Here is a 24,723-nt window from a genome sequence, read left to right as displayed (position 1 = left end):
ACGAGTGACCGGCCGGGCCGGTCGCGCCCCACGCGAGGCGGGCCGGGTGTCAGCTGGTGCGGTCGGCGATGTAGTCGCAGAGGGATTCGAGGGCGCGGCGGGCCGGGCCCTGCGGGAGCGGCGCGAGCTGCTCCCGGGCCTCCTCGGCGTAGCTGCGGACGGTCTCCCGGGCCCGCTTGAGCGCCGGGCTCTCGCGGAGCAGGCCGAGAGCCTCGGCGTGCAGGTCGTCGTCGGTCAGCGGGCCGGTGGCCAGGATCTCCCGCAGCCGCACCGAGGCGGCGTCGGCGTCGTCCGAGCCGAGCGCGTAGAGCACCGGCAGGGTCGGCACGCCCTCGCGCAGGTCGGTGCCGGGCGTCTTGCCCGACTCCACCGACTCGGAGGCGATGTCGAGCAGGTCGTCGGAGAGCTGGAAGGCCACGCCGATGGTCTCGCCGTAGCCGGCCAGGGCCTCGATGTGCTCCGGCGAGGCGCCGCCGAACATGCCGCCGAAACGGGCCGAGGTGGCGATCAGCGAGCCGGTCTTGCCGGCGATCACGTCGAGGTAGTGGGCCACCTGGTCGTCCCCGGGGCGGGGGCCGACAGTCTCGGCGATCTGACCGTGCACCAGCCGGGCGAAGGTGCGCGCCTGCAAACGCACGGCCTCGATGCCCAGGTCGGCGGCGATGTCGGCGGCGCGGGCGAAGAGGTAGTCGCCGACGAGGATGGCGACCGAGTTGGTCCACCGGGAGTTGGCGCTCGGCGCGCCCCGGCGCACGGCGGCCTCGTCCATCACGTCGTCGTGGTAGAGCGTCGCCAGGTGGGTGAGCTCCATCACCACCGCGGCGGGCACGACCTGGGCGTTGGTCGGGTCGCCGAACTGCGCGCCCAGCGCCACCAGCAGCGGGCGGAACCGCTTGCCGCCGGCCTCCACCAGGTGCCGTGCGGCCTCCGTGACGAACGGGTCGGCGCTGGCCACACTGGCCCGCAGCTCGGCCTCGACGCTCTCCAGCAGGCCCAGCACGGACGCCTCGACGCGGGGGTCGGCGAGATAGAGGCCGAGCGCGCCGAACTGACTCGTGCTCACCCTGGTCCGACGGCCGCCGGACCCGGGGGCACCTGAACGCTCGCCAGCCGGATTCACCACGCCATCAACCATGCCACACCCCTCCGACCTGCCCGGGACGGGGGATACGGCGCGGGGGCCGGCACGCTGTGGCGTACCGGCCCCCGCGGGCGTGAGCGTCGGTCATCTGACAAATTCGGCGGCACCGGTGGCCAGGTCGAGCAGCGGCGCGGGGGCGACACCGAGGACCAGGGTGGCGATCACGCCGATCATCAGTGCGGCGGAGGTCAGCCCGCCGGGCACGGCCACGGTGGGGGTCGACTCGCCCGGCTCGGAGAGCCACATCATCACCACGACCCGCAGGTACGGGAAGGCCAGCACCATGCTGGTCAGCACGCCGGCGATCACCAGCCACGCCTGCCCGCCGTCGAGCGCCGGGCCGAAGACCGCGAACTTGCTCGTGAAGCCGCTGGTCAGCGGGATGCCGGCGAAGGCGAGCAGGATGAAGGTGAAGATCCCGGCGTAGAACGGCGAGCGCCGCCCCAGCCCCGCCCAGCGGGACAGGTGGGTGGCCTCCCCGTCGGCGTCGCGCACCAGGGTCACCACGGCGAACGCGGCGAGCACCGAGAAGCCGTACGCGACCAGGTAGAACATCGTCCCGGAGACGCCGTCGGCGCTCGGCGCCAGCACGCCGACCAGCAGGTAGCCGGCGTTGGCGATCGAGGAGTACGCCAGCAGCCGCTTGATGTCGGTCTGGGTCACCGCCAGCACCGCGCCGATCAGCATGGTCAGCACCGCCACCGCGCCGAGGACCGGGGTGAAGTCCCACCGGGCCCCGTCGAAGGCGACGTGGAACACCCGCAGCAGGGCACCGAACGCGGCGACCTTGGTGCAGGCGGCCATGAAGGCGGTGACCGGGGTCGGCGCGCCCTGGTAGACGTCCGGCGTCCAGACGTGGAACGGGGCGGCCGCGGCCTTGAAGAGCAGGCCGATGGCGAGCAGCGCCATGCCGGCGAAGAGCAGCACCGGGCTGGCCGGGGAGTCCGCGACGGCGGCGTGGACGGTGGCGAAGTCGACGCCCGCCGGCCGGCCCGGGACGCCCGAGGTGAAGCCGTACACCAGGGCCACGCCGAACAGGAAGAAGGCCGAGGCGTACGCGCCGAGCATGAAGTACTTCAGCGCGGCCTCCTGGCTCAGCAGGCGCCGGCGACGGGCCAGCGCGCAGAGCAGGTACAGCGGCAGCGAGAAGACCTCGAGCGCGATGAACATGGTCAGCAGGTCGTTCGCCGCCACGAAGATCAGCATGCCGCCGATCGCGAACGTGGTCAGCGGGTAGACCTCGGTGAGGCCGTTCTTGCCCTCGGCCTGCCGCCGGTCGTCGGCCGACTCGGCGGTGACCGCGGCCTGGGCGACGAACGCCCCGCCCCGCTCCACCGAGCGCTCGCCGATGAGCAGCAGCGCCATCGCGGCGAGCACCAGGATCGCGCCCTGGAGGAAGAGCGTCGGCCCGTCCACCGCGATCGCCCCGCCGATGGTGATCGACCGCTCGTCGGCCGCCAGCACCACCATGGTCAGCGCGGCGAGCACCGCCAGCAGGGCCAGCGACAGCTGCACCACGTGCCGGAGCCGGCGGGGCACGAACGCCTCGACCAGCACGCCGAGCAGCGCGGCGCCCAGCATGATCAGAGTCGGCGCGAGCGCCGCGTAGTCGATCGACGGCAGTTTCAGCTCGGTCACTGCGCAAACCTTTCGTTCGCGACTGCGGGGCTCGCGAGCTCACGCCTCGCGCTCACTTTGCCGCCTCCTGGACGGTGCCGCCCGAGGTCGGGGCGGGGTCGGTCCGGCCGACGTCCTGCATGGTCGCCTGCACGGCCGGGTTGATCACGTCGGTCACCGGCTTCGGGTAGAAGCCGAGCAGCACGATCAGCGCGATCAGCGGGGCGACCACGAACTTCTCGCGCAGGTTGAGGTCGCGCCGCATGCCGTCGACCTCGGTCAGCGCCGGGTTGAGCGTGCCCTGCGTGGTGCGCTGCACCATCCACAGCACGTACGCGGCGGCCAGGATGATGCCGAGCGTCGCGATCACCGCGACCGGCTTGTTCACCGTGAAGGTGCCGATCAGCACCAGGAACTCGGAGACGAACGGCGCGGTGCCGGGCAGCGCGAGCGAGGCCAGACCGGCGAAGAAGAGCACTCCGGCCAGGATCGGCACCAGCTTGCCGGCGCCGCCGAAGTCGCTGATCAGGGCCGAGCCGCGCCGGGCGATGAGCATGCCCACCACCAGGAAGAGCAGGCCGGTGGCGAGCCCGTGGTTGACCATGTAGAGCACGGCGCCGGTGCCCGCCTGCGTGGTGAAGGCGAAGATGCCCACGCCGATGAAGCCGAAGTGCGCGATCGACGTGTACGACACCAGCCGCTTCAGGTCGTTCTGGCCCACCGCCAGCAGCGCGGCGTAGATGATGCCGATCAGGCCCAGCGCCAGCGCCCACGGGGCGAACCACTTGGCCGCGTCCGGGAACAGCGGCAGGCAGTAGCGCAGGATGCCGAAGGTGCCGACCTTGTCGAGCACGCCGACGAGCAGCGCCGCCGCGCCGGCCGGGGCCGCGCCACCGGCGTCCGGCAGCCAGGTGTGGAACGGGAAGAACGGCGCCTTGATCGCGAACGCGAGGAAGAAGCCGAGGAAGAGCCAGCGCTCCGTGCCCGTGGAGATGTCCACCTGGGACAGCGCCTGCCAGTCGAAGGTCTTCCCGCCGACCACCCAGAGGCCGATCACCGCGGCGAGCATGAACAGACCGCCGACCAGGGAGTAGAGGAAGAACTTCACCGCCGCGTACTGCCGCTGGTGGCCGCCGTAGCTGCCGATGAGGAAGTACATCGGCACCAGCATGACCTCGAAGAACACGTAGAACAGGAACACGTCGGCGGCGGCGAAGACGCCGATCATCGTGCACTCGAGGACGAGCAGCAGCGCGAAGTAGACCGGCACCGACCGCTTCGACGACTCGGCGTCGTGCCAGGACGCCAGGATCACCAGCGGCACCAGCACCGCGATCAGCATCAGCATGACCAGCGCGATGCCGTCGGCGGCGAAGGTGAAGTTGACGCCCCAGTTCGGGATCCACGCGTAGGACTCGCGGAACTGGAAGCGGTCACCGCCGACCTTGAAGGTCACCCACATGACCACCGACAGCGCCAGCACCAGCAGCGACCAGCCGAGCGCCACCTGCTTGGCCAGCTCCGGCCGGCTGCGCGGCAGGAAGGCCACCACCAGGGCGCCGACCAGCGGTGCCACGGTGAGCACCGAGAGGAACGGGAAGTCGGACATTATGCGGCCTTACCTCCGTCGTCACTGCGCGGTCCGCCGACGACGGCCGCCTGGAAGAGGTCGATCACGCCAGCCACCCCGCCTCGACGGCCAGGAACGCCGCCACCACCAGCAGCGCGCCGGTCAGGATCGAGGTGGCGTACGACCGGACGAAGCCGGTCTGGAGCCGCCGGAGCCGACCGGAGCCGCCGCCGACCGCCGCGGCGAGGCCGTTGACCAGCCCGTCCACGCCCCGGTTGTCCAGGTAGACCAGCGCCCGGGTGAGGAAGATGCCCGGCTTCTCGAAGACCGCCTCGTTGAACGCGTCGGTGTAGAGGTTGCGCCGGGCGGCGGTGACCAGCACCCCGGCCGGCTGCGGCGCGGTGGCCGTGCCGCCCCGGAACAGGAACCAGGCCAGCCCGGCGCCGAGCACGGTCACCAGCAGCGAGAGCACGGTGATCACGGTGTGCGAGAGCACCGCGTGGTGGCCCTCCTCCTGGCCGCCCAGCCCCGCGGTGGCCTCCAGCCAGTCCGGCACCGAGGTGGCGAGCAGGAAACCCGCCCCGACCGAGCCCACGGCGAGGAGGATCAGCGGGATGGTCATGAGCTTCGGCGACTCGTGCGGGTGCTCGATGTCCTCCGTCCAGCGCTTCGGCCCGTGGAAGGTGAGCACGAAGAGCCGGGTCATGTAGAACGCGGTGAGCCCGGCGCCGAGCAGCGCGGCCATGCCGAAGAGCCAGGCCGTCCAGTCCTCCCGCTCGAACGCGGCCACGATGATCGGCTCCTTCGAGAAGAAGCCGGAGAACGGGAACATGCCGATGATGGCGAGCCAGCCCATCATGAAGGTGATCCAGGTGATCTTCATGTGCTTCGACAGCCCGCCGAAGCGGCGGATGTCGACCTGGTCGTTCATCCCGTGCATGACCGAGCCGGCGCCGAGGAACATGTTCGCCTTGAAGAAGCCGTGCGCCAGCAGGTGCACGATCGCCAGGGCGTACGCCGCGCCGCCGAGGCCGACGCCGACGAACATGTAGCCGATCTGGCTCACCGTCGACCAGGCCAGCACCCGCTTGATGTCGTCCTTGGCCGCGCCGATGACGCAGCCGATCAGCAGGGTCAGCGCGCCGACGCTCACCACCACGAGCTGGAGGGTGGAGTTGGCCGAGAAGATCGGGTTGGACCGGGCGATCAGGTAGACGCCGGCGGTGACCATGGTGGCGGCGTGGATGAGCGCCGACACCGGGGTCGGGCCCTCCATCGCGTCCGGCAGCCACGCCTGGAGCGGGAACTGGCCGGACTTGCCGGTCGCGCCGAGCAGCAGCAGCAGGCCGAGCACCAGCACGGTGGTCGCGCCCAGCGCGCCGACGCCGTTGAAGACCTCGTCGTACTGCGTGGTGCCGAGGGTGGCGAACATGATGAAGATGCCGATTGCCAGGCCGGCGTCGCCGACCCGGTTCATCAGGAACGCCTTCTTGCCGGCCGTGGCGGCGCTCGGCCGCTCGTACCAGAACGAGATCAGCAGGTACGACGCCAGGCCGACGCCCTCCCAGCCGAAGTAGAGCATCACGTAGTTGTTGCCGAGCACCAGCAGGAGCATGGCGGCGACGAACAGGTTGAAGTACCCGAAGAACCGCCGCCGGCCCGCGTCGTGCGCCATGTACTCGACCGCGTAGAGGTGGATCAGGAAGCCCACCCCGGTGATCAGCAGCACGAAGACGGCGGCCAGCGGGTCGAAGAGCAGACCGAAGTCCACCCGCAGGTCGCCGACCGTGATGAAGTCCCAGAGGCTCAGCTCGACCGACTTGTTCTCCAGGCCACGCAGCTGGAAGAAGTAGGTCAGGCCCAGCACGAACGCGGCGCCGATGGCGGCCACCCCGAGCCAGTGCCCCCAGCGGTCGGCCCGCCGGCCCAGCAGCAGCAGGACCGCCGCGCTGACCAGCGGGATCGCCACCAACAGCCAGACGCTGCCCAGCAGCCCGTCCGCCGTCGCGTAGGCGATGGTGCCCGCCGGCTCAGCCGGGGCGTTCGTCAGAATCGTTCCCACCGCAGGACCCCTCAGTACTTCAGCAGGTTGGCGTCGTCGACGCTCGCGGAGCGCCGGGTCCGGAAGATCGCCATGATGATGGCGAGCCCGACCACGACCTCGGCCGCCGCCACCACCATCACGAAGAACGCCATGATCTGGCCGTTGAGGTCACCGTTGATCCGGCTGAAGGTGACCAGCGTCAGGTTGGCCGCGTTGAGCATCAGCTCGACGCACATGAACAGCACGATCGCGTTGCGTCGGATGAGCACGCCGACCGCGCCGATGGTGAACAGCACCGCGGCCAGCACCAGGTAGTAGTCGGGCGTCACTTGTCGGTCCCCTTCAGCGTGGTCTCCCGGTCGGTGAGCTCGCGCACCGGCAGGATGTCCGGGGTGCTCCCCTCGGTCAGCCGGCCGTCGGGCAGGCGGGCCGGGGTGGCCACCGAGGAGGAGGTCGCGTAGACACCCGGGCCGGGCTTCGGGCCCGGGTAGTTGCCCGGGGCGAAACGCGCCCGCATGGTCGTCGGCTGGTCCAGCTTGTCCTGCTTGCGCCGCTCGAGGTGCGCCAGCACCATCGCGCCGACCGCGGCGGTGATGAGCAGCGCCGAGGTCAGCTCGAAGGCGAAGACGTACTTGGTGAACAGCAGCCGGGCGATGCCCTGCACGTTGCCCTCGGCGTTGGCCTGCTCCAGGCCGACGGCCGAGGTGCCGTCCAGCGCGCGCCAGAGCCCGCCGCCGACGAGGCCGGCGAAGCCGAGCCCCAGCACCACCGCGGCGACCCGCTGCCCGCGGAGCGTCTCGATCAGCGAGTCCGAGGCGTCCCGGCCGACCAGCATCAGCACGAACAGGAACAGCATCATGATCGCGCCGGTGTAGACGATGATCTGCACCATGCCGATGAACGGCCCCGCCTGGAGCACGTAGAACACGCCCAGGCAGAGCATGGTCAGCACCAGCCAGAGCGCCGAGTGCACGGCGTTGCGCGCCGCGACCATCCCGATCGCGCCGATCAACGCCAGCGGGGCCAGGATCCAGAAGGTGACCTGCTCCCCGCCGGAGACACCGCCCGCCGCGGCGAGCACCGTCTGCGTGGTCATGCTCCGTCCCCCTTGCCGGCCGCGGCCCGCTGGGCGTGCTGCTCGGCGCCGGGGAAGGTCACGCCGGGGTGCTCCTCCACCTGGTACCGGCCCGGGTTGTTGGCCGAGTGCTCGGCGCCGGCCGAGGTGCCTGGGTTGGTCAGCGCGCCGACGTAGTAGTCCTTCTCGCTGTCGCCCAGCCGCATCGGGTGCGGCGGCTGCTCCATGCCCGGCAGCAGCGGCGCGAGCAGCTGCTCCTTCGTGAAGATCAGGTCCTGCCGGCTGTCCCGGGCCAGCTCGTACTCGTTGCTCATGGTGAGCGAGCGGGTCGGGCAGGCCTCGATGCAGAGCCCGCAGAAGATGCACCGGGCGTAGTTGATCTGGTAGACGCTGGCGTACCGCTCACCCGGCGAGAAGCGCTGCTCGTCGGTGTTGTCGCCACCCTCGACGTAGATCGCGTCCGCCGGGCAGGCCCAGGCGCACAGCTCGCACCCGATGCACTTCTCCAGCCCGTCCGGGTGCCGGTTCAGGATGTGCCGCCCGTGGTAGCGCGGCGCCGAGACCGGCGGCTTGAACGGGTAGTCGGTGGTGACGACCTTCCTGAACATGTGCGAGAAGGTGACACCGAAGCCCTTGAACGTTCCGGTGATCGCGCCCACGTCACACCTCCCTGGAGTCCGAGCCGGCGGCGATGTTGGCCGGCTCCCGCTCGGCGACCACGCGCCTGGTGCGCGGGCTCGGTGGTACCTGCAGGTCCATCGGGGGCAGCGGGAAGCTGCCGTGCGGCCGGTTGTCGACCTGCTCCTGGACGGTCGGCTTCGGCTGCGGCTTCCGGCTCGGCCACAGCAGCGTGGCGAGGAGCAGGATGCCGGCCGGGATGCCGACCGCGATCAGCTTGCTGCGCGAGTCCCAGTCCTCGATCGAGCGCAGGCCGGACAGGACGAGGATCCAGACCAGGTTGATCGGGAGCAGCACCTTCCAGCCGAAGCGCATGAACTGGTCGTAGCGCAGCCGGGGCAGCGTGCCCCGCAGCCAGACGAAGACGAAGACCAGCAGGACGACCTTGGTGAAGAACCAGAGCATCGGCCACCAGCCGGAGTTGGCGCCGGCCCAGATCGTGGTGATCGGCGCCGGGGCCCGCCAGCCGCCCAGGAAGAGCGTCGTGGTGACCGCGGACATGGTGACCATCGAGACGTACTCGCTGAGCATGAAGAGCGCGAACTTCAGCGAGCTGTACTCGGTCATGAAGCCCGCGACCAGCTCGGACTCCGCCTCGGGCAGGTCGAACGGCGCGCGGTTGGTCTCGCCGACGGTGGCGATGAAGAAGATGACGAAGCTGGGCAGCAGCAGGATCGCGTACCAGCCGGGGGCCGGGACCTCGACGCCCGCGATGCTCAGCCGGGTGCCGTCCGCCTGGGCGGCGACGATCCCGCTGGTGGACATCGTGCCGGCGGTCATGAACACCGCCACGATGCTCAGGCCCATGGCGACCTCGTACGAGATCATCTGGGCGCTGGAGCGCAGGCCGCCGAGGAGCGGGTAGGTCGAGCCGGAGGCCCAGCCGCCGAGCACGATGCCGTAGATGCCCATCGACGAGCAGGCCAGCAGCACCAGCACCGCCACCGGCACGTCGGTGACCTGTAGCGGCGTCCAGTGGCCGAAGATGCTCACCATCGGGCCGAACGGCACCACCGACAGCGCGGTGACCGCGCAGATCACCGAGATGGTCGGCGCGAAGAAGTAGACGACCTTGTCGGCCGCCTTCGGCAGGATGTCCTCCTTGAAGGCCATCTTGAGGCCGTCGGCGAGGGTCTGCAGCAGGCCGAACGGACCGACCTGGTTGGGGCCGGGCCGCACCGCCATGCGGCCCACGACCCGCCGCTCGAACCAGACGCCGAGCAGGGTGGCGAGCAGACCGAAGACGAAGGCGAAGACGATCTTGATGAGGACCAGCCACCACGGGTCCCGGCCGAAGTCGGCCAGCGTCGGGTCCTGGGCCAGGTAGACCGCGTTCACTGGATTGCACCCCCTGCGTTGAGGAGCGGGCCCGGGCGGTCGGTCGCGTCGGCGGCGACCGCGGCGGCGGGGATCCGGACGACCGCGCCGGACGTCGCGCCGAGGCTGCGCCGCACGGTCGCGCCGGGCGAGTTGGTCGGCAGCCAGACGACGCCGTCCGGCATCTCGGTGATCGCCGCCGGCAGGGTCAGCGCCCCCCGGTCGGTGCCCACCGTCACCGGGTCGCCGTCGGCGACGCCGAGCGTCTCCGCGGTGCCCTTGCCCAGCCGGACCACCGGCGGGCGGGCGGTGCCCGCGAGGTGCTCGTCGCCGTCGGTGAGGCTGCCCAGGTCGATCAGCTGGTGCCAGGTGGCGAGCACCGCCTCGCCGGCGCCGGGCTGCGGCACCGTGGCGGGCTCCACCGCCGGGGCGGCCGGCCGGTCGGTGCGGGTGCGCGGCAGCGCGCCCAGCTCGCGGCGGACGCTGAGCACGTCGCCGGTGCCGAGCCGCACGTCGAGCTGGGCGGCGAGCGCGTCCAGCACCCGGCCGTCCGTCATCGCGCCCGTGTTCAGCACCGCCTCGAAGGTGCGCAGCCGCCCCTCCCAGTCCAGGAAGCTGCCGGCCTTCTCCGCCACCGGGGCGACCGGGAAGACCACGTCGGCCCGGCGGGCCACCGCGCTCATCCGCTGCTCCAGGCTGACCAGGAACGGCACCGCGTCCAGGGCCGCCTCGGCCAGCCGGGGGTCGGCCAGGTCGGCCGGGTCGACCCCGGCCACCACCAGCGCGCCGAGCTGGTCGTTGGCGGCGGCGGCGAGGATGCCGTCGGTGTCCCGGCCGGCCTGGCTCGGGATCACCCCGGCCGCGATGTCCCAGGCCTCACCCAGCTCCGCCCGGGCGGCGGGCTCGGTGACCAGCCGGCCACCGGGGAGCAGGTTGGGCAGGCAGCCCGCGTCGACCGCGCCGCGGTCGCCCGCGCGCCGCGGCACCCAGGCCAGCTTCGCGCCGGTACGCCGGGCGACGTCCGCGGCGGCGGAGAGGCCGCCCGGAACGCTCGCCAGCCGCTCGCCGACGATCAGGATCGCGCCCTCGGCGCCCAGCGCCTCGGCGACCGTGGCGTGCTCGGCGAGCACGGTCGCCTCCTCGCCCGGCACCACCCGGGCCAGCTTGGCCCCGAGCTTTTCCAGGCCGCGGGTGGCGAACGGCGCGATCGCGTACACCGTCAGCTTCTTCTTCAGGTACGCCTTGCGCAGCCGCAGGAAGAGGATCGGGCACTCCTCCTCCGGCTCCAGCCCGACCAGCACCACGGCCGGCGCGTTCTCCACGTCGGCGTACGTGACGTCGGTGACCCCGGCGACGGAGCTGGCCAGGAAGTCGGCCTCCTCACGGGAGACCGGCCGGGCCCGGAAGTCGATGTCGTTGGTGTTCAGCGCGACCCGGGCGAACTTCGCGTACGCGTAGGCGTCCTCGACGGTCAGCCGGCCGCCGGTCAGCACCGCCGTGCCCCGCCCACCGTCCCGCGCCGCACGCAGTCCCTCGGCCGCCACGGTCAGCGCCTCGCTCCACGACGCCTCGCGCAGCTCGCCGGTGCGCTCGTCACGCACCAGCGGGGTGGTCAGCCGGTCGAAGGCGCGGGTGTACTGGAAGCCCCACCGCCCCTTGTCGCAGTTCCACTCCTCGTTCACCGCCGGGTCGTCGCCGGCCAGCCGCCGCAGCACCTTGCCCCGCCGCCAGTCGGTGCGCTGGGCGCACCCGGCCGAGCAGTGCTCGCAGACGCTCGGGGTGGAGACCAGGTCGAACGGGCGGGCGCGGAAGCGGTACTGGGTGCCGGTCAGCGCGCCGACCGGGCAGATCTGCACGGTGTTGCCGGAGAAGTACGAGTTGAACGGGACGTCGCCCGTCTCCTCGCCGGGCTCCGCGCCGTACTCCTCGTCCCGGTAGATGTTGATCTCCTCGGCGGACGACCGGCCCATCAGGTCGATGAACTTGTCGCCGGCGATCTCCTCGGAGAACCGGGTGCAGCGCTGGCACAGCACGCAGCGCTCGCGGTCGAGCAGCACCTGGGTGCTGATCGGCAGCGGCTTCGGGTACTCCCGCTTGTGCTCGTGGAACCGCGAGTCGCTGCGACCGGTGGACATCGCCTGGTTCTGCAGCGGGCACTCGCCGCCCTTGTCGCACATCGGGCAGTCGAGCGGGTGGTTGAGCAGCAGCAGCTCCATGACCCCCTCCTGCGCCTTCTTGGCGACCGCGGAGGTGAGCTGGGTGCGCACGACCATGCCGTCGGCGACGGTCTGGGTGCAGGAGGCGACCGGCTTGCGCTGCCCCTCCACCTCGACCAGGCACTGGCGGCACGCGCCGGCCGGGGCCAGCAGCGGGTGGTCGCAGAACCGGGGGATCTCGGTGCCCATCTGCTCGGCGACCCGGATCAGCAGCGCCCCCTTGGGGGCGGTGACCTCGACGCCGTCGATGGTGAGCGTGACGGTCTCGGGGGCCTTGACCACGTCAGTCATCAGAGCCGCCTTCCATTCGCGACTGCGGGACTCGCAAGCTCGTTCCTCGCGCTCATCAGTGCGCTCCCACCAGCTGCTTGTCCGACAGCTTCGGCGCGGTACGTCCCTCGATGTAGTCGAGGTAGTCCTGCTTGAAGTACTTCAGCGACGAGGTCACCGAGCTGGTCGCACCGTCACCCAGGCCGCAGAACGAGCGGCCGAGGATGTTGTCGCAGGTGTCGAGCAGGGTGTCCAGGTCCTCGTGGGTGCCCTGGCCGGCGAGGATCCGCCGGTAGACCCGGACCATCCAGTAGTTGCCCTCGCGGCACGGGGTGCACTTGCCGCACGACTCGTGGTGGTAGAACTCCAGCCACCGGTAGGTCGCGTAGACCGGGCAGTCCTGGTCGGAGAAGATCTGGGTGGCCGTGGTGCCGAGGATCGAGCCGGCCGCCGCCACCCCCTCGAAGTCCAGCGGCACGTCCAGGTGCTCGGCGGTGAGCAGCGGCGTCGACGAGCCGCCGGGCGTCCAGAACTTCAGGTTGTGGCCGGGCTGCATGCCGCCGGCCAGCTCGATCAGCTCCCGCAGCGTGATGCCCATGGAGCACTCGTACTGGCCCGGGTTGGCGATCCGGCCGGAGAGCGAGTAGATCATCGGGCCGGAGGACTTCTCCGTGCCCATGGTCTTCCACCAGTCCGCGCCGCCCAGCACGATGTACGGCACGCTGGCGATGGTGCCGACGTTGTTGACGACGGTCGGGCTCGCGTACAGGCCGTGGGTCGCCGGGAACGGCGGGCGCAGCCGGGGCTGGCCCCGGAAGCCCTCCAGCGAGTCCAGCAGCGCCGTCTCCTCGCCGCAGATGTACGCCCCGGCGCCGGAGTGCACCACCAGGTCCAGGTCGAAGCCGCTGCCCTGGATGTTGCGGCCGAGGTAGCCCCTCGCGTACGCCTCCTGCACGGCGTTGCGCAGCCGGCGCGCGGCGTGCACCGCCTCGCCCCGGATGTAGATGTAGGCGCGGCTGGCCCGGATCGCGTACGACGCGATGATCACGCCCTCGACGAGCGAGTGCGGGTCGTGCGTCATCAGCGGGAGGTCCTTGCAGGTGCCCGGCTCGCCCTCGTCGGCGTTGACCACGAGGTAGTGCGGCTTGCCGTCGCCCTGCGGGATGAACCCCCACTTGAGACCGGTCGGGAAGCCGGCGCCGCCGCGACCGCGCAGCCCGGAGTCCTTGATGAGCTGGATCAGGTCGTCCGGGTGGGCCTTGAGCGCCTTGCGCAGGGCCGCGTAGCCGTCGAGCTTCTCGTAGGTGCCGATCCGCCAGGCGTCCGGCGACAGCCAGCGCTTGGTGAGTACCGGCGTCAGCTTGGCCAGGGTCTCCGGCCGGGGAGTGGTCACTTCTGGACCCCCGTCTCGCTCGCGCGGGCGGAGCCCGCGCCACCGGCGCCGGCCCCCGCCTCGGCTTCCTTGAGGTTGCGCTCCTGCGCCCCGGCCTCGTCGCCGGCGGGCTTGCCGTCGCCGGCCGGCGCGTTGGCCGCGGCTCCGGCGGCCTCCGCCGCCTGGGCGTCCCGGGGCGCCGGCGGCACGGCGTCCGTCGGGACCTTGGTGCCCGGCGCGTCCGGCACGGCGGTCGCCGCGTCGGGCTGCCGGGTCTCGGCGGCCCGCACCTCGGGCGACTTGTCGTCCGGCGCCTTCACGTCGCGGGTGGTGCTGCCGGCTGCCTCGGCGGGGCGGGCCGGCTCGCCGACGCCCGCGTTGGCGGCCGTACCCGGACGGGCCGCGCCGCCGTTCGACGCGGCCTTGGCCGGCTCGGTCCCGGCCGGCGCCGGGGCCGGCTTCGCGGCGGCCTCGGTCCTGGCCTTCGCCTCGGCGGCGGCCCTGTCGGCCTCGGCCTTGCTCCGGATCGGGGTGTTCGGGTCGAAGCCCGGCACCGAGATGCCGTGTTCCTGCGCCAGCCGCAGCCCGCGCAGGGTGGGCTCCCCCGGCCCGCCGTCGGCGACCGCGCCCTCGCGCTCGTCGGCGAAGCCGGCGAGCTGCACCGCCATCTCCTTGAGCGTGCAGAGCCGGGCGCCCCGGGTCGGCATCGGCCGCCCACCGGCGCGCAACTCGTCGACCACGCCGACCGCGGTCTGCGGGTCCACGCCGTCGAAGAAGTCGTAGTTGACGGTCATCACCGGCCCGTAGTCGCAGGCCGCCAGGCACTCGGCGTGCTCCAGGGTGATCTTGCCGTCGGCGGTGGTCTCGTCGTGCCCCACCCCGAGGTGCTCGGCGAGGGTGTCGTAGACCTTCTGGCCACCGAGCACGTCGCACATGGTGTTGGTGCAGACGCTGACCAGGTAGTCGCCGGTCGGCCGGCGCTTGTACATGGTGTAGAAGGTGGCCACCGCGCCGACCTGGGCCTTGTTCAGGCCCAGCACCTCGGCGCAGAACTCCACGCCGGCCGGCGAGACGTAGCCCTCCTCGGCCTGCACCAGGTGCAGCAGCGGCAGCAGCGCCGACCGGGACCGGTCGGCCGGGTAGCGGGCGATGATCTCCCGCGCCCGGGCCCGGGTCTCGTCAGTGAAAACGCTCATCAGCGTCGCCTTCCGTTCGCGACTGCGGGGCTCGCAAGCTCACTCCTCGCGCTCACCTGTCACACCCACCCATGACGGGGTCCAGCGAGGCGCCGCCGGCGATCACGTCGGCGATCAGGCCGCCCTCGGCCATCGCCGGGAGGGCCTGGAGGTTGACGAAGCTCGGTTCGCGGTAGTGCACCCGGTACGGCCGGGTGCCTCCGTCGGAGACGGCGTGCACGCCCAGCTCGCCGCGGGGCGACTCGATGCCGACGTAGACCTGGCCCGGCGGCACCCGGAAGCCCTCGGTGACGAGCTTGAAGTGGTGGATCAGCGACTCCATCGACTGACCCATGATCTTCGCGACGTGCTCCAGCGAGTTGCCCATGCCGTCGACGCCGATGGCGAGCTGCGCCGGCCACGCGATCTTCTTGTCGGCGACCATCACCGGGCCCGGCCGGAGCCGGTCCAGCGCCTGCTCGACGAGCTTGAGCGACTCCCGGATCTCGGCGAGCCGGACCAGGTAGCGGCCCCACACGTCGCCGTCGGTGTGCGTCGGCACGTCGAACTCGTACGTCTCGTAGCCGCAGTACGGCATGGTCTTGCGCAGGTCCCAGGCCAGGCCGGCGGAGCGCAGCACCGGACCGGTCACGCCGAGCGCCACGCAGCCGGTCACGTCGAGCACCGCGACGTTCTTCGTCCGCTCGATCCAGATCGGCTGCCCGGAGAGGAGGTCCTCGTACTCCTTGAGCTTCTTCGGCATCAGCTTCAGGAACTCGCGGATCTTGACGATCGCCTCGTCCGGCACGTCCTGCGCCACGCCGCCCGGCCGGACGTACGCGTGGTTCATCCGCAGGCCGGTGATGATCTCGAAGATCTCGAGGATGTGCTCCCGCTCGCGGAAGCCGTACAGCATCATGTTGATCGCGCCCAGCTCCATGCCGGTGGTGGCCAGCCAGACCAGGTGCGAGGAGATCCGGTTCAGCTCCATCATCAGCACCCGGATGGTGGTCGCCCGCTCGGTGATCTGGTCGGTGATGCCGAGCAGCTTCTCCACGGCCAGCGCGTACGCCGTCTCGTTGAACAGCGGGGAGAGGTAGTCCATCCGGGTCACGAAGGTGCTGCCCTGGACCCAGTTGCGGTATTCGAGGTTCTTCTCGATGCCGGTGTGCAGGTAGCCGACGACCGAGCGGGCCTCGCGGACCGTCTCGCCCTCCAGCTCCAGGATCAGCCGGAGCACGCCGTGCGTGGACGGGTGCTGCGGGCCCATGTTGACGACGATCCGCTCGTCGTTGATCGGGTCGGTGCCCGACACGACGCTGTCCCAGTCGCCACCGGTGACGGTGAAGACCTTGCCCTCGGTGGTGTCGCGCTCGGTGGCGTAGTTCGACGTGGTCACTGGTACGACCTCCGCTGGTCCGGCGGTGGAATTTCAGCGCCCTTGTACTCGACGGGCACGCCGCCGAGCGGGTAGTCCTTGCGCTGCGGGTGCCCCTCCCAGTCGTCCGGCATGAGGATCCGGGTCAGGTTGGGGTGGCCGTCGAAGACGATGCCGAACATGTCGTACGTCTCGCGCTCCTGCCAGTCCGCCGTCGGGTAGACCGAGGTGACGCTCGGCAGGTGCGGGTCCTCGGCGGGGACCGCGGCCTCCAGCCGCACCGTGCGGCGGTAGGTCATCGAGGTGAGCTGGTAGACGACGTGCAGCCGGCGGGAGTCGGCGCCGAGGTAGTCCACCCCGGACACCGAGGAGCACAGCTCGAAGCGGAGCGCCAGGTCGTCCCGCATCACCTGGCAGACCTCGGCGATCCGCTCCGGGCGGATGTGCAGGGTCAGCTCGCCCCGGTCGACAACGACCTTCTCGATGGCGTCGCCGAAGGCCGGGTACGCCTCCTCCAGCGCGTCGCGGACCTCGTCGAAGTACCCGCCGTACGGCCGGGGGGCGTCCTCGATGGTCCGGCGCTGGCGGACCAGGCCGCCGAAGCCGGAGACGTCGCCGGAGCCCTGGTTGCCGAACATGCCGCGGCCGGCCGGGCTGGCCGGCGGGTACTCGGCCGGCGCGGTGCTGCTGGCGCCGGCCGGCGTCACCGGTACCGGCACGCCGCCGTCGTTCGCCTTGTCGTTAGGTGCGGTCACTTGACGCCCCCGTGCAGGTGGTTCTGGGCCTTCATCCAGTTCTCGATCCGCAGCTGCTCCTCGCGACCCTCGCGGACCGCCTTGGTCCACTCGGCCCGCCGGGCCTTGTCGCTGCGGTACGACGACGGCATCGAGCCGTACGGGACGACCGGGACGTCACCGCGGGCCTGGCGCGCCTCGAGCATCTTGCGGCCGTTCGGGCCGAGCGGCTCGTACATGATCTTCTCGCGCAGCTTGAGGACCGCGTCGATGAGCATCTCGGGCCGGGGCGGGCAGCCGGGGAGGTACATGTCCACCGGGACGACGTGGTCGACACCCTGCACGATGGCGTAGTTGTTGAACATGCCGCCGCTGCTGGCGCAGACGCCCATCGAGATCACCCAGCGGGGCTCCGCCATCTGGTCGTAGATCTGGCGCAGCACCGGGGCCATCTTCTGGCTCACCCGACCGGCCACGATCATCAGGTCGGCCTGCCGGGGCGAGGCCCGGAAGACCTCCATGCCCCAGCGGCCCATGTCGTAGTGCGGGCCACCGGCGGCCATCATCTCGATCGCGCAGCAGGCCAGGCCGAAGGTGGCACCCCAGACCGACGATTTCCGCGACCAGTTGACGAGCTTCTCCACCGAGGTGAGCAGGACACCGGCGGGGAGCTTCTCCTCGATACCCATCTGAGGTTCCTCCCTCAGTCCCAGTCCAGGCCGCCGCGCCGCCAGACGTAGGCGTAGGCGACGAAGACCGCGACGATGAACAGGACCATCTCCACGAAGCCGAAGATCGGCAGGGCGTCGAACGAGACCGCCCAGGGGTAGAGGAAGATGATCTCGATGTCGAAGACGATGAAGAGCATCGCCGTCAGGTAGAACTTGATCGGGAACCGGCCGCCGCCGACCGGCTGCGGGCTGGGCTCGATGCCGCACTCGTACGCCTCGAGCTTGGCCTTGTTGTAGCGCCGGGGACCGGCGAAGCGGGCGGCGCCCACGGAGAACAGCGCGAACCCCGCGGCGAGGGCGAACAGCCCGATGATCGGTGCGTAAGGCGAGAGCGACATCGTTTTCTCCTGCTCGTCCTTCCCTGCCCCTGGTCCTTGACAAAAATCACACTATTCACGTCCCTCGCGACGGTTGTCGGCGGGGGTCGATCTTTGTCCGCGCCCGCGGCCGTCGCCGGCCGCGGGCGCGGCCGTCACACGGCTGGCGCGGCCTTCGTCATCGCGTTGATGACCCGGTCCATCGCGTCCCCGCCACGGGGGTCGGTCAGGTTGGCCAGCAGCTTGAGCACGAAGCGCATCAGCATCGGGTGCGGCATGCCGTGCTTCGTGGCCATCCGCATGATCTCGGGACGGCCGATGAGCTTCACGAAGATGCCGCCGAGCCGGTAGTAGCCGCCGAAGCGGGCCTTCAGCTCCGTCGGGTAGGCGGTCAGGGCACGCTCGCGCTCCGCGCCGGCCGGGCGGGCGAGCGCCTGCACGGCGATCTCCGCGGCCAGCTCGCCGGACTCCATCGCGTACGCGATGCCCTCGCCGTTGAACGGGTTGACCATGCCGCCGGAGTCGCCGACCAGCATCACGCCCCGCGTGTAGTGCGGCACCCGGTTGAAGCCCATCGGCAGCGCGGCGCCGAGGATCGGCCCCTCCGCGTTCGCCTCGTCGGTCATGCCCCAGTCGGCCGGGGTGTTGGCCAGCCAGTCGGTGAGCAGCCGGCGGTAGTTGGTCTTGCCGAACGCGGACGAGGAGTTGAGCACGCCGAGGCCGACGTTGACCCGGCCGTCACCCAGCCCGAAGATCCAGCCGTACCCGGGCAGCAGGTTGTCGCCGCTGTCCTTGCTGCGCAGCTCCAGCCAGGACTCCAGGTAGTTGTCGTCGTGCTTGGCCGCCGAGCGGTAGTAGCGCCGGACGGCGACCCCGATCGGCCGGTCCTCCCGCTTGGCCAGCCCGAGGGCGAGCGGGAAGCGGCCGGAGACCCCGTCGGCCGCGACCACCAGCGGCGCGTGGAAGGTGGCGGGCTCCTTGTCGGGACCGACCTCCGCCTCGACGCCGACCACCCGACCGTCCGGGTCGAGCACCGGGCCGACGACGTTCACGCTGGTGCGCAGCTTGGCGCCGGCGGCGACGGCCCGCTGGGCGAGCAGGTCGTCGAAGTCCAGCCGGGTGCGCACCAGGCCGTAGTTGGGGAAGCTCGCCAGGTCGGGCCAGTCCAGCTCCAGCCGGACGCCGCCGCCGATGACCCGCAGGCCCTTGTTGCGCAGCCAGCCGGCCTCGGGCGAGGTGTCCACACCCATCCGGACCAGCTGCCGGACCGCGCGCGGGGTCAGCCCGTCGCCGCAGACCTTCTCCCGGGGGAACTCCGTCTTCTCCAGCAGCAGCACCCGTACGCCGTGCCGAGCCAGGTGGTACGCGGTAGCCGACCCACCGGGACCGGCGCCCACGACGATCACGTCGGCGTCATGCTCCACCGCGGTCATCTCGCGCCTCCTCCCGCATGCTCGTGAAATGCTTCACAAGCCAGACGGAGGGAGTCTATGACCGGCGTCATATCCCCGCCGGATCAGGGGTACCTAACTTGCCGGAAACCTGCCCGTCGAGGTCGGGACCGGACGTCCACCGAGGTCGGACCGGGTGCCCGCCGAGGTCCGGACCGGGCGTCAGTGCCGGGCGGGGGTGGCCGCGTCCAGGCCGGCGTCGAGCCGGATCGTCTCGGGCAGGTGCTCGCGCAGCGCGCCGCCGGCGGCGCGGTCCAGCGCGGCCAGCACCTCGGCCACCACCTGACGGACGTCGGCGGGGTCCGCGCCGGCCAGCTCCCTGAGCTGGGCGATGAGTTCGGCCGCGTCGTCGTCGGTGGCCTCCGCCCCGGCCGCCTGCTCTGGTCCCGTCATGGGGCGAGCTTACGGGGCAAAGTGGACCAAAAACGGATATTCACGAAAGAGCCGGGTGCCACCGTCGCGGCCCCGGCCGGTCAGTCGCGGACCGCCCGGTGCAGCGCCGCCAGGCCGCCGGTCAGGTTCCGCCAGGCCACCGAGCCCCAGCCCGCCGCCTGGATGCGCTGCGCCAGGGCGGCCTGGTCCGGCCAGGCCCGGATCGACTCGATCAGGTAGACGTACGCGTCGGGGTTGCTGGACACCACCCGCGCCGCCGTCGGCAGCCACCGCATCAGGTACGACAGGTAGGCGGTGCGGAAGACGGCGTTGGTGGGGTGGCTCAGCTCGCAGATCACCAACCGGCCCCCGGGGCGGGTGACCCGGGCGAACTCCCGCAGCGCCGCCTCGGTGTCGACGACGTTGCGCAGCGCGAACGAGATGGTCACCGCGTCGAAGACGCCGTCGGCGAAGGGCAGCCGCAACGCGTCACCCGCCAGCAGCGGCACCGACGGACGGGTGCGCTTGCCGGCGTACAGCATGCCCAACGACAGGTCGGCGCCGACCGCGTACGCCCCGGACCGGGACAGTTCCTCGGTGGAGACACCCGTGCCGGCGCCCACGTCCAGCACCCGCTCGCCGGGGAGCAACCCGAGCGCCTGCCGGGTGGCCCGGCGCCACGCCCGGTCCCGGCCGGCCGTCATCACCGTGTTGGTCAGGTCGTAACGAGCCGCCACGCCGTCGAACATCGCGGCGACCTCGTGCGGCTGCTTGTCCAGGCCGGCGCGCTGGCCCTGCGGGGTACGGCTCACCCCTCCACTCTGCCAGCCCGGCTCCGGCCGACGCCCGGCGGGTCGGCGGGCACGCGACAGGGGCGGGGTGGTCGCCCACCCCGCCCCTGTCCGGCGTCACTCAGTCGGTCGACTTCTCGTCGCCGGGGGCGACCAGGACGACGTCGCGCCGCCGGGAGATCAGCAGCAGCGCGCCGCCGGCCAGCAGCACGGCCGCGCCGATGCCGCCGATCAGGCCGGCCTGCACGCCGGTCACCGGCAGCCCGCCGCCGTCACCGTCACCGCCGCCCGTGCCGCCGCCCGGGGTCGTGCTCGGGGTCGGCGTCGGCTCCCCGCTCGGGGTCGGCGTCGGGGTCGGCTGCGCCGACAGGTCGACGAACGCCTCGAAGACGGTGTGGTTGTCCATCTCGTCGACCTCGGCGAAGGTCTTCCGCTGTGCCGGCCCGGCGACCTTCGCCTCCGCCTCCGCCTCGCCCTGGGCGGCGTCCAGCCCGTACGCGAAGAGGTCGCCCTCCCGGAGCACCGGCTCGGTCACGTCGTCGCCGACGGTCACCCGCACGTCCGCCGTGTAGTACTCGCCCGGCTCGACGACGGCGCCGGAGTCCTCGCAGAACGCCTGCGCCCGGCCCTCGAAGTCCTGCTGGAGGCAGCCCTCGGGCAGCTTCGCGAAGCTGACGCCGGCCGGGAGGGAGAGGCCGTAGAAGAGGCCGGTCGCGGGCCGGCTGCCGTCGTTGTAAACCGCCCAGTCCAACGGGACCGTCTCGCCCCGGCGGACCGGCTTCAGGTCGGGCTCGTCGGCCACCGCGCCGTTGACCACGACGTTGGCCTGGACGTCCTGCACCCAGGAGGTGAGGTCGTAGCCGGGCTTCGTCACCGTCACCGGCACGTCGACGCTGTTGTTCTCCTTGTCCGGGTCCCCGGTGGCCGAGCTGATCGTCACCTTCAGCACGCCGCCGTCGCCCCTGCGCCCGGCGCTGAACAGCGGGACGCCGAAGTCCTCGCTGGTGCCGCCCCGCAGGTCGCCGAGGAGGCAGGTGAAGCTCTTGCCGGTCACCTCGCAGCCGTCCGGGACGACGAAGCCGACCTTCTTCTTGAGGCCGCTGGTGTCCACGGTCACGGTGACGCCCCTGGCGTCGACGTCGCCCGCGAGGTTGTTGACGGTGAACTTGAACGGCTTGGCCTTGGCGGCGTCCACGCCCCTGGCGAGCTGGCCGCTGATCGGCACCAGGTCCAGATCCGCCTGGTCGGCGGCGTACGCCGGGACGGCGACGGTGGTCAGGCCGCCCGCCGCGAGGAGCGCCACGGCGCCGGCGCGGGCCAGGGCCGAGCGGTGGAACAGGGTCATCGGTCCCCCGGGGGTTAGGGAAGAAACGGATGGTTGCGGAACCGAGCGGACCGTATCGAAGGTCGATGCGACGCGCCAGCACGGGGATCATCTTTCATCCGTCCGTCCGACCCGGCCGAACGGACGGAGGGGCGGGACGGATGCCCGTCCCGGACCGGCGCGCGCAAGGGACAGCGGGGGCGGGATGGTCACCCATCCCGCCCCCGCTGCCGTGCGTTATGTGAACGACCCGCGCGGGTCGATGGAGGACGACCGTCAGGCGGTCGGCTTCTCGTCGCCCGGGGTCACCAGGACGACCCGGCGGCGCCGCGCGACGACGAACATCGCCGCACCCGCGATCAGGACCGCGCCGCCGATGCCGCCGATCAGGCCGGTCTGCGGACCGGTCAGCGGCAGGCCCGGCTCCTCGCCGCCACCGCCCGCGCCGCCCTTGGCGGTCACGACGACAGCGTACGCGTCGGTGTTGTCGGTGGCGTCCACCTCGGTGGCCGCCACGGCCTCGGCGTTGGCCGGGAGCGCGCTCCTGCCCGCGGCGCGGGCGGTGCTCGCCTGGCTGCCGAGCGCCTCGACGGTGACCTGGCCACCGGTCAGGCTGCCCGCCTTGACGTCCTTGCCGACCGAGAGCAGGTGGTAGAACCGGCCGCCCGAGATCAGCTCGTCGCCGTCCTTGTCCTGCGACACCGGGATCAGGTCGGCGTCGCGGTAGGTGCAGACGAGCGAGGTCTTGCCGGAGTCGTACTCGCAGCCCTCCTCGGCCTCGGCGAAGGTCACGCCCTTGGGCAGCTTGACGCTGATCTTCAGCCCGGCGGCGGTGGCGTCACCCTGGTTGAAGGTGGAGTAGATGAGCTGGGCGGTGTCGCCGGCGCGCAGGTCACCCGCGACCTTGATCTTGTCGCCCTCGACCGTGACGGCCTTGGTCACGTCGCCCGCCACGACGGTCAGGTCCGGGCCGGTGCCCTCGACCTTGACCTTGACGGTCACCTCGTTGTTGGACTCGTCGGGGTCGGAGCCCTCGTGCAGGATGATCGCGCTGATCTGGCCGGCGTCACCCGTCGCGCCGCCCTTGCGGGTCAGCGGGAAGCCCCAGTCGATGTCCCCGCCGGCGGGCAGGGTGTCACCCTCGATGCCGCAGAGGATCAGGCCGTCCTCGCGCGGGTTGCAGCCGCTCTCGTTGATGTCGACCTTGCTGGTGTCCAGCTTGCTGATGTCGAGCCCGACCACGATGCCCTTGGCGTCCACCTTGCTCTTGTTGAGCAGGGAGACGGTCGAAATCTTGCCGGGCGCGCCCACCGCGATGGTGGTGCCGCTCGCCTCGATGGCCAGGTCGGCCGAGGTGTCGGCCAGAGCCGGGGCGGCGAAGAGGCCCGCGGCCAGGACCCCGGCGGCGCCGGCGCCGGCGAACGACAGCGCGCGGTTACGGAAGATCATTGGAGAGTTCCCCCCGTGGGGTGCAGGAACGGTACGGGCCGGGACGTTAGCGGTCCGCGATCAAGCCCGCCACCCCCGCCGGCCACCGGGTTGATCAGTGCGGCTAAGAAATGCTTAAGGATTGCCCGGATTGATACGTCTTGCTGCCCTCGGTCAGCGGAACAGGCGGCTGGAACGGCAACCGAATCGAGATCATCGGCTGGCAACCAGTCACCCGATCGGCCGGGGGCCGGGACCACCGCCGGTCACGCTCGGTCAACTCGCCGTTCACCGGGCCGGTCGGGGTACGGCGACGCCCCACCGTCGGTCGACGGTGGGGCGTCATCGGCGCGGTGGCACCGCTCAGCGGGCGTCGACCAGCGGGAGGGTCTTCCCGGCGCCGCCGCCCGGCAGCGCGATCGAGGAGAAGTGCGAGACGACCCGCTCGTCGGTCGGGTCGTCGGCGGGGGTCCGGTGCACCGCGAGGCGGTTGTAGAGGGTGTCACGCTGGGCCGGGATCCGGTCCGCCGAGCGGATCATGCCGATCAGCTCGTGCAGGTTGGAGCGGTGCCGCGCGCCGGCGGAGGAGATGACGTTCTCCTCCAGCATGATCGAGCCGAGGTCGTCCACGCCCATGTGCAGGGCGAGCTGCCCGACGTCCTTGCCGGTCGTCAGCCAGGACGCCTGCAGGTGCGGCACCGTCTCGAAGAAGAGCCGGGCCACCGCGACCAGCCGCAGGTATTCGAGCGTGGTGGCCTGGGTGCGGCCCTTGAGGTGGTTGTTCTCCGGCTGGTACGTCCACGGGATGAACGCCCGGAAGCCCCGCGTGCGGTCCTGCACGTCGCGGATCATCCGCAGGTGCTCGATCCGCTCGGCGGCCGTCTCGCCGGTGCCCATCATCATCGTGGCGGTCGACTCGACGCCCTGCCGGTGCGCCAGCTCCATGACCTCCAGCCAGCGCTCGCCCGACTCCTTGAGCGGCGCGATCGCCTTGCGGGGGCGCGCGGGCAGCATCTCGGCGCCGGCGCCGGCGATCGAGTCCAGGCCGGCCGCCTTGATGCGGGCGATGGCCTCGTCCAGGCTGACGCCGGAGACCTTGGCCATGTGCAGGATCTCGCTCGGGCCGATCGAGTGGATGGCGAGCTGCGGGTACGCCTTCTTGACCGAGGAGAACAGCTCCTCGTAGTACTCCACGCCGTAGTCGGGGTGGTGCCCGCCCTGGAGCATGACCTGGGTGGCGCCCAGCTCGACCGCCTCACCGCACCGGCGCAGGATCTCCTCGGTCGGGTGGGTCCAGCCCTCCTTGTGCTTGGGGGCCCGGTAGAACGCGCAGAACTTGCACGCCGTCACGCAGACGTTGGTGTAGTTGATGTTGCGGTCGATCAGGTACGTGACGATGTTGTCCGGATAGCGCCGCCGGCGCACCGCGTCGGCGGCCTCGCCCAGGGCGTGGAAGGGCGCCTCGGTGTAGAGCAGCAGGGCCTCCTCGGGCGTGATCCGCCCGCCGTCCGCGCCGCGCTGCAGGATGTCGTCGATCTCCCGGCTCACCGTCACGCCTCCGAGCCTACGTCGGCCGCCCGCGCACCCGCACCGGGCACCACCGCCGGTGACCCGCACCCCAGGGGCACCGGGACCGACCGCCGGCCCGGATGGCCCCGGCACGGGCACGGCACGCGGAACCGCCGGGGCGCGCCGTCGCGTCGACCCCGGCCGCCGCCCGGC

Annotated in this window: 21 protein-coding genes; all 21 read right to left on the bottom strand. The window is 71.6% G+C overall.

Features of this window, described 5'->3' with window-relative positions; all coding sequences use genetic code 11:
• Positions 1 to 49 precede the first annotated feature (49 nt).
• The 21 genes from ACGF7U_RS01135 to mqnC all read right to left on the bottom strand — a co-directional run bounded on the left by ACGF7U_RS01135 (position 50) and on the right by mqnC (position 24,555).
• Complete coding sequence (locus tag ACGF7U_RS01135; protein WP_393102054.1) at positions 50 to 1,135, bottom strand: polyprenyl synthetase family protein; 1,086 nt, start codon at positions 1,133 to 1,135, stop codon at positions 50 to 52.
• 90 nt (positions 1,136 to 1,225) lie between these two features.
• The gene (gene nuoN, locus ACGF7U_RS01130; RefSeq protein WP_393102053.1) at positions 1,226 to 2,779 is read right to left on the bottom strand and encodes an NADH-quinone oxidoreductase subunit NuoN; all 1,554 of its coding nucleotides are present in this window, start codon (positions 2,777 to 2,779) and stop codon (positions 1,226 to 1,228) included.
• A gap of 52 nt (positions 2,780 to 2,831) precedes the next feature.
• Positions 2,832 to 4,367: an NADH-quinone oxidoreductase subunit M gene (locus ACGF7U_RS01125; RefSeq protein ID WP_393102052.1), complete on the bottom strand. Its 1,536-nt coding sequence runs from the start codon at positions 4,365 to 4,367 to the stop codon at positions 2,832 to 2,834.
• Positions 4,368 to 4,431: 64 nt separating this feature from the next.
• On the bottom strand, positions 4,432 to 6,390 hold the full coding sequence (nuoL, locus tag ACGF7U_RS01120) for an NADH-quinone oxidoreductase subunit L (protein ID WP_393102051.1): 1,959 nt from the start codon (positions 6,388 to 6,390) through the stop codon (positions 4,432 to 4,434).
• 11 nt (positions 6,391 to 6,401) lie between these two features.
• Positions 6,402 to 6,701, bottom strand: coding sequence for an NADH-quinone oxidoreductase subunit NuoK (gene nuoK, locus ACGF7U_RS01115; protein ID WP_089002424.1), 300 nt, complete (start codon positions 6,699 to 6,701; stop codon positions 6,402 to 6,404).
• Positions 6,698 to 7,468 (bottom strand): NADH-quinone oxidoreductase subunit J, encoded by a 771-nt coding sequence (locus tag ACGF7U_RS01110; protein WP_393102050.1) that lies wholly within the window; start codon positions 7,466 to 7,468, stop codon positions 6,698 to 6,700. The genes nuoK and ACGF7U_RS01110 overlap by 4 nt, the downstream gene beginning before the upstream one ends.
• Positions 7,465 to 8,106: an NADH-quinone oxidoreductase subunit NuoI gene (nuoI, locus tag ACGF7U_RS01105; RefSeq protein WP_393102049.1), complete on the bottom strand. Its 642-nt coding sequence runs from the start codon at positions 8,104 to 8,106 to the stop codon at positions 7,465 to 7,467. The genes ACGF7U_RS01110 and nuoI overlap by 4 nt, the downstream gene beginning before the upstream one ends.
• Before the next feature lies 1 nt (position 8,107).
• Entirely contained in the window at positions 8,108 to 9,463 is a 1,356-nt protein-coding gene (nuoH, locus tag ACGF7U_RS01100; RefSeq protein WP_393102048.1) for an NADH-quinone oxidoreductase subunit NuoH, read from the bottom strand.
• Positions 9,460 to 11,949, bottom strand: coding sequence for an NADH-quinone oxidoreductase subunit G (locus tag ACGF7U_RS01095; RefSeq protein ID WP_393102047.1), 2,490 nt, complete (start codon positions 11,947 to 11,949; stop codon positions 9,460 to 9,462). Before ACGF7U_RS01095 ends, nuoH begins: the two co-directional genes overlap by 4 nt.
• A 55-nt stretch (positions 11,950 to 12,004) precedes the next feature.
• Complete coding sequence (nuoF, locus tag ACGF7U_RS01090) at positions 12,005 to 13,321, bottom strand: NADH-quinone oxidoreductase subunit NuoF (protein ID WP_393102046.1); 1,317 nt, start codon at positions 13,319 to 13,321, stop codon at positions 12,005 to 12,007.
• Positions 13,318 to 14,496, bottom strand: a complete 1,179-nt coding sequence (nuoE, locus tag ACGF7U_RS01085) for an NADH-quinone oxidoreductase subunit NuoE (protein ID WP_393102045.1) — start codon at positions 14,494 to 14,496, stop codon at positions 13,318 to 13,320. Before nuoE ends, nuoF begins: the two co-directional genes overlap by 4 nt.
• Before the next feature lie 52 nt (positions 14,497 to 14,548).
• Positions 14,549 to 15,874: an NADH-quinone oxidoreductase subunit D gene (locus tag ACGF7U_RS01080; protein WP_393102044.1), complete on the bottom strand. Its 1,326-nt coding sequence runs from the start codon at positions 15,872 to 15,874 to the stop codon at positions 14,549 to 14,551.
• Positions 15,871 to 16,608 carry an NADH-quinone oxidoreductase subunit C gene (locus ACGF7U_RS01075; RefSeq protein WP_393102043.1) on the bottom strand — a complete coding sequence of 246 codons (738 nt, stop codon included), beginning with the start codon at positions 16,606 to 16,608 and terminating at the stop codon, positions 15,871 to 15,873. Before ACGF7U_RS01075 ends, ACGF7U_RS01080 begins: the two co-directional genes overlap by 4 nt.
• Positions 16,605 to 17,276 carry a NuoB/complex I 20 kDa subunit family protein gene (locus ACGF7U_RS01070; protein ID WP_393102042.1) on the bottom strand — a complete coding sequence of 224 codons (672 nt, stop codon included), beginning with the start codon at positions 17,274 to 17,276 and terminating at the stop codon, positions 16,605 to 16,607. Before ACGF7U_RS01070 ends, ACGF7U_RS01075 begins: the two co-directional genes overlap by 4 nt.
• Before the next feature lie 14 nt (positions 17,277 to 17,290).
• Positions 17,291 to 17,656: an NADH-quinone oxidoreductase subunit A gene (locus ACGF7U_RS01065; protein ID WP_091099323.1), complete on the bottom strand. Its 366-nt coding sequence runs from the start codon at positions 17,654 to 17,656 to the stop codon at positions 17,291 to 17,293.
• A 134-nt stretch (positions 17,657 to 17,790) separates the two neighbouring features.
• Entirely contained in the window at positions 17,791 to 19,068 is a 1,278-nt protein-coding gene (locus ACGF7U_RS01060) for a geranylgeranyl reductase family protein (protein ID WP_393102041.1), read from the bottom strand.
• Positions 19,069 to 19,248: 180 nt separating this feature from the next.
• Positions 19,249 to 19,479 (bottom strand): hypothetical protein, encoded by a 231-nt coding sequence (locus ACGF7U_RS01055; RefSeq protein ID WP_393102040.1) that lies wholly within the window; start codon positions 19,477 to 19,479, stop codon positions 19,249 to 19,251.
• A gap of 80 nt (positions 19,480 to 19,559) precedes the next feature.
• Complete coding sequence (locus ACGF7U_RS01050; RefSeq protein ID WP_393102039.1) at positions 19,560 to 20,270, bottom strand: demethylmenaquinone methyltransferase; 711 nt, start codon at positions 20,268 to 20,270, stop codon at positions 19,560 to 19,562.
• 100 nt (positions 20,271 to 20,370) lie between these two features.
• A complete protein-coding gene (locus tag ACGF7U_RS01045) occupies positions 20,371 to 21,594 on the bottom strand; it encodes a cell wall anchor protein (RefSeq protein ID WP_393102038.1) in 1,224 nt (407 codons plus the stop codon).
• A 255-nt stretch (positions 21,595 to 21,849) separates the two neighbouring features.
• Positions 21,850 to 23,022 (bottom strand): LPXTG cell wall anchor domain-containing protein, encoded by a 1,173-nt coding sequence (locus ACGF7U_RS01040; RefSeq protein ID WP_393102037.1) that lies wholly within the window; start codon positions 23,020 to 23,022, stop codon positions 21,850 to 21,852.
• 342 nt (positions 23,023 to 23,364) lie between these two features.
• A complete protein-coding gene (gene mqnC, locus ACGF7U_RS01035) occupies positions 23,365 to 24,555 on the bottom strand; it encodes a cyclic dehypoxanthinyl futalosine synthase (protein WP_393102036.1) in 1,191 nt (396 codons plus the stop codon).
• Between the last annotated feature and the right edge of the window lie 168 nt (positions 24,556 to 24,723).

The sequence above is a fragment of the Micromonospora sp. NPDC047670 genome, from assembly GCF_043204915.1.
Classification (GTDB): domain Bacteria; phylum Actinomycetota; class Actinomycetes; order Mycobacteriales; family Micromonosporaceae; genus Micromonospora.
This window is presented reverse-complemented; position numbering and strand designations above follow the sequence as displayed.

Coding starts and splice junctions, on each gene's coding strand:
- ACGF7U_RS01110 (WP_393102050.1), bottom strand. CDS start 7,468: ATGACCACGCAGACGGTGCTCGCCGCGGCGGGCGGTGTCTCCGGCGGG.
- ACGF7U_RS01135 (WP_393102054.1), bottom strand. CDS start 1,135: ATGGTTGATGGCGTGGTGAATCCGGCTGGCGAGCGTTCAGGTGCCCCC.
- ACGF7U_RS01060 (WP_393102041.1), bottom strand. CDS start 19,068: ATGACCGCGGTGGAGCATGACGCCGACGTGATCGTCGTGGGCGCCGGT.
- ACGF7U_RS01040 (WP_393102037.1), bottom strand. CDS start 23,022: ATGATCTTCCGTAACCGCGCGCTGTCGTTCGCCGGCGCCGGCGCCGCC.
- nuoE (WP_393102045.1), bottom strand. CDS start 14,496: ATGAGCGTTTTCACTGACGAGACCCGGGCCCGGGCGCGGGAGATCATC.
- ACGF7U_RS01055 (WP_393102040.1), bottom strand. CDS start 19,479: ATGACGGGACCAGAGCAGGCGGCCGGGGCGGAGGCCACCGACGACGAC.
- ACGF7U_RS01125 (WP_393102052.1), bottom strand. CDS start 4,367: ATGTCCGACTTCCCGTTCCTCTCGGTGCTCACCGTGGCACCGCTGGTC.
- ACGF7U_RS01095 (WP_393102047.1), bottom strand. CDS start 11,949: ATGACTGACGTGGTCAAGGCCCCCGAGACCGTCACGCTCACCATCGAC.
- ACGF7U_RS01045 (WP_393102038.1), bottom strand. CDS start 21,594: ATGACCCTGTTCCACCGCTCGGCCCTGGCCCGCGCCGGCGCCGTGGCG.
- ACGF7U_RS01070 (WP_393102042.1), bottom strand. CDS start 17,276: ATGGGTATCGAGGAGAAGCTCCCCGCCGGTGTCCTGCTCACCTCGGTG.
- ACGF7U_RS01065 (WP_091099323.1), bottom strand. CDS start 17,656: ATGTCGCTCTCGCCTTACGCACCGATCATCGGGCTGTTCGCCCTCGCC.